Consider the following 7968-nt stretch of genomic DNA (forward strand, 5'->3'; position numbering starts at 1 on the left):
CCAATAATGGCAGCAATCGCAGTAATTATGATGGCAGCGCCAAAGGTAAGTTGAGAGCCCATGATGAGACGAGACAAAATGTCTCTCCCCAAGTCATCGGTGCCTAAGAAATACTCGACAGTACCGAGTGGGTTCCAAGAAGGCGGTATTAATAGATGCCCTGACTGGGTTTGAGGATCATGAGGTGTAATCCATGGCGCGACGACGGTGATCAAAATCAGCAGTATTAGGCACCACAAACCAAACATAGCGAGGCTGTTTGAACGAAAGCTACGCCAGAATCGCTCAAATTGGGTGGGTATATGCTCTTCTTGATAAACGTTATTTGTTAGCATACCAATCCTTTCTAACTAGCGGGTTGACCATGGCGCCAACCAAATCTGAGACGATATTAGCGGTTAAAACCAATGTCGCCACAACGATTACGCCTGCTTGAATGGATGCGTAATCTTGATTCGCTAGTGCATCGAGTAGCCAGCGACCGATCCCAGGCCAATTGAAAATTGATTCTGTGATAATGGCAAGCGTTAGCATGCTTGATAGTTGGACACCAAGCTTGGGAATAATTGGTGGAATGGCATTTCGTAACACGTGCTGAGTGACAATTTCGTGAGTGGTTAGCCCTCGAATACGTGCGGCTCGAATATAGTTCTGTGTCATGACTTCTGCTACTGATGATCGCATCAAGCGGATGACTTGAGTCGTTGGCGCTAACGCAAGGACTAGACATGGCAAAATCATGTGCTCGATGACACTTTGAACGGTATGGGCTCGATACTTACCTTCTGTTAAAAAAGCATCGATCAAAGCAAAGCCAGTAACATGGTTGACTTGATAGAGCAGGTCGTATCGACCAGAAACCGGTAAAACTTGGTAATGCAGAGAAAATACCATGATGAGCAGCAGTGCAACCCAAAATAGAGGTGCAGAATAACCCGTCATAGACGTAAAAGAGATAATGGTATCAATCCATTTCCCTTGTCGCATTCCAGCGAGCGTTCCAATCGGAATGCCAATCAACATAGACATAAGAAATGCTATAAAACAGAGTTCTAATGTAGCGGGAAAGACGAGGGTCAGTTCCTCGATAATTGGGACACCATTGCGATTCATTCCAAAATCAAGTTGCAGTAAGTTACCTAGATAGCTTAGCCATCCGCTCCAAAAATCAAGATGAGACCATGGAGAGAGAGAATCGAGACGAATAATGCTAAAACCGATGATAGTCAATAGAAGCAGCGTGATAAAAAATAGATTGAAGCGACGAATAGCATACAAAAACATCAGTGAACCCTCTCAACAAGATTAAATGGAGGGACATTGAATGGACTAAATCTTAACCCTTTTAGAGAGTTATGGTAAACCTGGAATTGCATGCCGTGGGCAAGAGGAATAACAGGAAACTCTTCATTCAGAATATTTTGCGCCTGACGGTATAAATTGGTGCGGTAACGTGGCTTATCCACTTCTAACGCAAGATCGAGTAAGAAATCAAAATCGGGGTTACACCAACTTGAAATATTCAATCCTGCTCGTTCAGATTCACAGGATAGAAGCGGCCTGAAAAAGTTGTCCGGGTCACCAGTTACACCAAACCAACCTGTTAGGTAAAGGTCAACATCACTATTATCACTGGCATTGCTCCGATCAACGCGATCTTCCGTAACCAATTGAAGTGTTATACCTATATCAGCGAGATTCGCCTGTATGAGCTCGGCTGTTTTTCTTGGGCTAGGATTGTAGGCTTTGCTCTCTAAGGGCACAGCCATGGTTAACTCTAAGCCTGATTCTAAGCCAGCCTCACGTAAAAGCGCTATCGCATAATTTCGGTCATAGCGAACTTGTATGCTGTCTTTTTGGTAGGCCCAAGAAGAAGGAGGAAGAAGTGTGTAGGCCAAGCTTCCCGTTCCATAATAAACAGAATCTAGAATATTCTGACGATTGATGGCAAAGCTTAATGCCTTGCGCACGCGAACATCTTGAAGCGCGGGGTGGAGTGTTTTTACCGCTATGTAAGCAACGTTTATCGCGGGTTTACCTTCAAGAACAAGAGACTCCTGCTCTTCAATGATTGGAATTTGACTCGATAAAGGCGCATTCAATACATCGCATTCATTGCGTAGAAGTTTGGCAAACGTGCCTGTTCCTCTATGGGATATATCAAAGACGACTTGCTCAAGCTTTGCCGGGCCATTCCAGTAACCATTATGCCTACGAAGGCGAACAAGGTCGTTAACTTGGTATTCATCCAAATAAAAGGGGCCTGAACCTACCGGCAGTTTATCGATCTGTGCTTTGTCATTACTTTTCTCTAGTTGAGTGGCGTACTCTTGAGAATGTATTACCGCATGGCTAGTCGCAATGTTGGATAAGAAAGTGTTGTCGGGACGGCTTAAGGTAAACTTTACTTTCTGTGCGGATAACGCTTGCACATCGACCAGTAAATTTTGGAAATCTATACCCGTAAACCATGGGTATTGTGCATTGCCCACGTAATGATAAGAGTGGGTTGGATCGATGATGCGTTGAAAGCTAAAGACGACATCATCTGCATTGAGCGGTCGTGACGGTGTAAACCAACTGGTCTTTTGAAACGCGATGTTATCTTTAAGCGTAAATGTGTATTCTGTTCTCTCTTTATTTACTGTCCAATCAACGGCTACGTTAGGGATTGGCTGATGAGAAACTGGATCAAGCACCAAAAGAGTATCAAAGATTTGAGGGCTTAAGGCCTCGGAAGTGATGCCATGATCTACTCTCTGCGGGTTGAAAGTACTCAACCCACCTTGACCACAGAAAATAAAACCACTCTGCCTAATTTTGTTATGATCGACTTCATCGCCACAGCCAAATAATAGGCTTAAGCTAAAGAACCCAAATGTAAGTCGTAAGAAAGCTTTCATAGAAAGAACTGTGTTGAGGTATAAGGCCACGTCAAAATGACGAATATGCCGTAAGATCTCAACAATTTACCATTTTTTACTAATTCAAACCAACTGAAAACAGTTGAACGAGTGAGGTTATTGGTCGTTTTGCCCAATTAGCTCATATTTTCGTACCATCCCTCTTAATTGATGATAGCTCAAGCCCATAAGCTCAGCGGCTTTTCGTTGGTTGAATTGTGCTTCCTTTAACGCTTTTGTCAGTAGGGCAATATCCTGACTTTCTTGCCAATTCTTATAATCAATAGGAAATTTGACTGAACTGACAGAGTCCCCACTTTCCACGAGTTTCCCATTCGTTGTGTCTGAGGCTAACAGAGCATCGTTGTTCTCGTTCGAATCTGCGCCTATTTTCGTTGCAGAAAATTCCTCGTTAGATGAAGAACCTGTTTCATGTGTGTCTGAATCAATGTGGTCCGCCCAATCACAAGAAAAGGGATCAAATGTTAGCTCATCAATCGGTTCATCTAGTGAGTTATGCTGGTAAATCGCTCGCTCTATGACGTTCTTCAGTTCTCTAACGTTGCCCGGCCAAGAATAGCTCACTAACGCTTGCATAGCTTGATTTGAAAAGCCTGGGAAATACTCTCTTTCTAGTTCTTGACACATTTTTATCGCGTAGTGCTCTGCGAGCAGGCTGATGTCTTCAACTCGATGCCTCAGTGGCGGTATGTGAATAACATCAAACGCTAGACGATCTAGTAGATCGGCTCGGAACGCTCCTTCTTTTGCCAATTGGGGCAAATTTGCATTGGTAGCGCAGACTAAGCGAACATTCGTGTTTAATGTCTTTTGCCCACCCACACGTTCATATTGTCCATACTCGATGACTCGCAAAAGCTTTTCCTGAACAGATAGTGGTGCCGTTGCTAGTTCATCTAAGAAAAGCGTACCGCCTTCAGCGCGTTCAAATCGACCTTGATGTCGACCTTTTGCTCCTGTAAAGGCACCAGATTCATGTCCAAACAGTTCAGAATCAATGAGTCCTTCGCTAAGGGTGGCGCAATTCAGTGACACTAGGCTCTGTTCCCATCGGCGAGACAAATAATGTAAGCGTTGTGCGATAAGCTCTTTGCCAGTACCTCGCTCGCCAATAATCAGAACGGGCCGCTCGATAGGGGCTAGCCGTGACACTTTATCTAAGACTGATAAGAATGAAGGGGATTCACCAATTAGGTTCTGTCGCATTAAAAAACTCCATCGTAGCTTTGGGTGGGTGAAAATTACCAACTATTGGTTATTTTCATCATAACACAGATATTGATATTAAAGAGTGAGTTTTAAGTTATTGATTATTGGTACTTTAAAGTTGGCACGCATCTTGGTTATAGATAATCATACTCTCAGAGTTAACGCGTGGTTTTTCACGCATCATTTAATAACAGGAGAACTATCATGGGCGTTTTTTCTCGTTTTGCAGACATCGTTAATTCAAATATCAGCTCACTACTCGATAAGGCGGAAGATCCTGAAAAGATGATTCGCTTAATCATTCAAGAAATGGAAGATACCCTAGTTGAAGTGAGAACGAACTCCGCTAAGGCGCTAGCGGATAAAAAAGACTTGGTACGTAAAATTGAGTCTATGGAAGACCAAATTTCAGATTGGCAGCAGAAAGCGACATTAGCAATTAACAAACAACGTGAAGATTTAGCAAGATCCGCACTGATTGAAAAACAGAAACTTCAGGATATGATGAAAGGCCTCCAAACCGAGCGTGTTTTAGTTGAAGACACGATTGAAAAACTGGGTGGAGAAGTCAGTAAGCTTGAAAGCAAGATTTTAGAAACACGAGCAAAACAACAATCGCTGGCTATTCGCAATCAAACAGCATCAAGCCGACGGGATGTGCAAAAGCATTTGCACACAAGTCGAACTCATGAGGCGATGGCGAAGTTTGAGCAATATTCCCGTAAGGTCGATGAGCTTGAAGCAGAAGCGGATGTTTATGCGAAAAGTGGGAACGCGAAGTCACTCGACCAAGAGTTTGCTGAGCTGCAAGCTCAAGATGAAATCGAACAAGAGTTAGCAAAACTAAAGCAACAGCTAAAAGATAAAGAATAGGAGATTTCTATGTCATCGTTTTTGATCGCTGGGCCGCTGATGGTCTTCCTTATATTTGTTGCTCCATTGTGGTTATTTTTGCATTACCGTGGGAAACGGAATGCAGGGACAGGGCTAACTCAGGAAGATAATCAGCGCATTCAATCCTTATCTGAGCAGGCCGAAAAACTTCAGTCTCGAGTTGTCACTCTAGAGCGAATCTTGGATGCCGAATCACCGAACTGGAGATCGTCATATGACTAAGAAAGAGTTGTTTAGAGATACTCAAAATAGCAAGTTAACTGGGGTTTGCGCTGGTCTGGCGAATTATTTCAGTGTAGAAGTGTGGCTGGTTCGAATCTTAGTGATTTCGGCGGCGTTGCTCGGTGGAAGTTTCTTAGTGATCTTAGCGTATGTTGCCATGACGTTGATGTTGGAAAAACAGCCCTTGGATTATTCTGAGAACCTAAGAGCGCAACAGGATCATAAGCTGAAGAGCAAACCTTGGCAGCAAGGTAAAAATGCCACTGAGCTGCTGAAAACGCTAGAGACCGACTTTGCCAATATGGGCTCTAAGTTAGGCAAAATGGAAGCGTACGTCACGTCTGAGACGTTTAAAGTGAATCGTGAGTTTAAGAACCTCTAGTAACCGAGTGACGTTTTTGAATCAATAATGAGAGCAGCATCAAACGTTGCTCTCTATTCATTAAAATTCAAGTAATTAACACAGTATTAACTGGAATAGAGCTAAGCATTAAACTATCTTTGTAACTAAATGATTCAATTGGATAGATAACATGCGAAAGTTTGCGCCTCTCCTTGTCTTAAGCGCAATCCTTAGTGGTTGTGGTAAAGATCTCCCCCCTGTTCCTGAACCCGAGTCTCGACCTGCAAAACTGTTTACAGTGACCGTTGGTAATAACAAGTTTGAACGCCACTTTCCTGCAACTACAGAGGCTGGCGATAGAGCCGTCCTAACATTTAGAGTGCCAGGGCAATTACAGTCGATTGATGTAACAGCTGGGCAGAAAGTCACGAAAGGGCAGCAATTAGCCTCGCTGAATCCTGACGAATATTCGTTATTAGCACGTCAAGCTAAGGCCCAGTTCTTGTTAGCTGATGTCCAATATGAGCGTTATAAAAAGCTTCATATCGACAAAGTCGTGTCTGAACAAGATTTCGATCAGGCAAAAGCTAACCATAACTCAGCAAAAGCACAGCTTTCTCAAGCACAAGCGAACTTGCGTTATACCCAACTGCTCGCCCCTTACGATGGGACGATCTCTTTGCTGCCGGCTCAAAATTTTGAGTTTGTGGGAGAAAAAGTAGGCGTGATGAATATTCAGACCAATCAATTGTTGAAGGTCATTTTTCAATTACCCGATCATCTTTTAAATCAGTTTGCAGGGAAAAATAACCCAGTCGTCACCATGACGTTTGATGCCTTTCCTGAAAAGTCTTTCCCATTACTTTTCCAAGAAATAGACACAGAAGCCGATTCCAAAACAGGTTCTTATAAAGTCACTATGGTGATGGAGCGACCGACAGATATAGGCATTCTTCCAGGCATGGCGGGCAATGTACATGCGACTGTTGATGTCGGCAGTGCGACTCGAATTCCATCCGCTGCGTTATTTGAACAAAACGGTAAGACGAACGTATGGCGTGTTGATTCCAATGGTGTGATAGAAAAAGCAGCGGTTGAGTTGAATGATAAAAGGCAGATTTTGTCGGGCCTAAATAACGGCGATCAGATTGTCATCTCTGGTGTCGCAGGGATTGAAGCCGGCATAAAGGTTCGAAAATGGGTTAAGGAAAGAGGGTTGTAATATGAAAACTATATGGACGTATGGCCTCTTAGCTTTAACTGGTTTTCTAAGTGGTTGTGGGCAAAATCCGGTAGAACCTGTTGCCGGGGTTCCCAAAGTAAAAGTCGCTGACTTATCTGTGAGTCAGATAAGAGACCGATTGTTTTTTCCTGCAGTCGCGAATGCTGCAGAGCGTTCTCACTTGAGCTTTCGGGTTGGTGGTGAAGTCAGTCAACTGCTAGTAAAAGAAGGAGATAAAGTGACAAAAGGGCAGATACTTGCCCAGTTAGACCCGACTGACTACCAACTTGCTGTCGATAATGCGAAAGCAAGATATACCGTCATTAATAATCAACATCGCCGCTCTAAGCCTCTGGTTACCAAGGGGTTGTTAGCAAAGTCTCAGTTTGATGAGATTGCTGCCCAACGGATGATAGCGTTATCTGAATTAGAATTAGCTCAACTGCGTTTATCGTTTACAAAACTAAGGGCACCAGTCGAGGGCATTATTTCAAGAGTGAGTATTGATCAGTTTGAGAATATTCAAGTTGGGCAGCAAATTGTGAATATACACAGCGTAGACCGAGTTGAAGTCCTCATTCAATTGCCCGACCAAATCTACGTTAACCAACCCACTCAGAATGTGGTTGAGTCGATTGAAATTCTAGTGCGTGTTCCTAGCGGTAATGAGTACCCGGCAGCAATCCAAGAGTTTACAACGGAACCTGATCCTGAAACTGGAACCTTCACTGTAACCGTATCTCTTCCTATGCCAGAAACAGAGTATATTTTGGATGGTATGGCCGTAGAAGTAACAGCCAGTGGGGAGTCTATTGGACAAGGCCTGGCGATAGGTGCGACAGTGCCAATAGAGGCGGTGTTTAATGGTGATGGTGACGAATTAGAGCGCAGCAAAAAATACGTTTGGGTGCTGAATAAAGATAACACGGTTTATAAACAATCAGTCGTGTTAGGAAAAGCGACCTCTACGTCATTTAAGGTGTTAGATGGTATAGACAGCAGCAATGTTGTTGTTGTAGCGGGGCTTTCTAGATTGAAGGACGGGACGAAAGTGGAAGTGATTTCAGGGGTAGATAATCATGAGTGAGACCAATAAGAATCTTCCACAAGAGCATGAAGAAGAAAAAGGGATCGCAGTCTACTTTATAAAAAAT

At 43.4% G+C, this 7968-nt stretch carries 8 protein-coding genes and 1 pseudogene; 5 read left to right on the forward strand and 4 right to left on the reverse strand.

The genetic code is table 11. From position 1 onward, the window contains the following. The 4 genes and pseudogenes from BCU12_RS04910 to pspF all read right to left on the reverse strand — a co-directional run. Positions 1-335, reverse strand: a pseudogene (locus BCU12_RS04910) (peptide ABC transporter permease); the annotation flags it as partial. Next, positions 322-1284: an ABC transporter permease subunit gene (locus tag BCU12_RS04915; RefSeq protein WP_102403248.1), complete on the reverse strand. Its 963-nt coding sequence runs from the start codon at positions 1282-1284 to the stop codon at positions 322-324. The gene BCU12_RS04915 and the pseudogene BCU12_RS04910, both read right to left, overlap by 14 nt. Next, entirely contained in the window at positions 1284-2903 is a 1620-nt protein-coding gene (locus tag BCU12_RS04920; protein ID WP_102403249.1) for an ABC transporter substrate-binding protein, read from the reverse strand. Before BCU12_RS04920 ends, BCU12_RS04915 begins: the two co-directional genes overlap by 1 nt. Positions 2904-3020: 117 nt before the next feature. Further along, the gene (gene pspF / locus BCU12_RS04925; protein WP_102403250.1) at positions 3021-4130 is read right to left on the reverse strand and encodes a phage shock protein operon transcriptional activator; all 1110 of its coding nucleotides are present in this window, start codon (positions 4128-4130) and stop codon (positions 3021-3023) included. 207 nt (positions 4131-4337) lie between these two features. On the opposite strand from pspF, the gene pspA reads away from it, so the two are divergent. The 5 genes from pspA to BCU12_RS04950 all read left to right on the forward strand — a co-directional run bounded on the left by pspA (position 4338) and on the right by BCU12_RS04950 (position 7901). Continuing rightward, positions 4338-5006 (forward strand): phage shock protein PspA, encoded by a 669-nt coding sequence (gene pspA / locus BCU12_RS04930; RefSeq protein ID WP_102403251.1) that lies wholly within the window; start codon positions 4338-4340, stop codon positions 5004-5006. A 9-nt stretch (positions 5007-5015) separates the two neighbouring features. Further along, positions 5016-5249 (forward strand): envelope stress response membrane protein PspB, encoded by a 234-nt coding sequence (gene pspB, locus BCU12_RS04935; protein WP_102403252.1) that lies wholly within the window; start codon positions 5016-5018, stop codon positions 5247-5249. Beyond that, positions 5242-5631 (forward strand): envelope stress response membrane protein PspC, encoded by a 390-nt coding sequence (pspC, locus tag BCU12_RS04940; RefSeq protein WP_102403253.1) that lies wholly within the window; start codon positions 5242-5244, stop codon positions 5629-5631. The genes pspB and pspC overlap by 8 nt, the downstream gene beginning before the upstream one ends. A 151-nt stretch (positions 5632-5782) precedes the next feature. Then, entirely contained in the window at positions 5783-6814 is a 1032-nt protein-coding gene (locus BCU12_RS04945; protein WP_102403254.1) for an efflux RND transporter periplasmic adaptor subunit, read from the forward strand. Position 6815: 1 nt separating this feature from the next. Then, positions 6816-7901, forward strand: coding sequence for an efflux RND transporter periplasmic adaptor subunit (locus BCU12_RS04950; RefSeq protein ID WP_102403255.1), 1086 nt, complete (start codon positions 6816-6818; stop codon positions 7899-7901). The last annotated feature ends 67 nt before the right edge of the window (positions 7902-7968 follow it).

Source organism: Vibrio sp. 10N.261.55.A7 (genome assembly GCF_002877365.1).
Classification (GTDB): domain Bacteria; phylum Pseudomonadota; class Gammaproteobacteria; order Enterobacterales; family Vibrionaceae; genus Vibrio.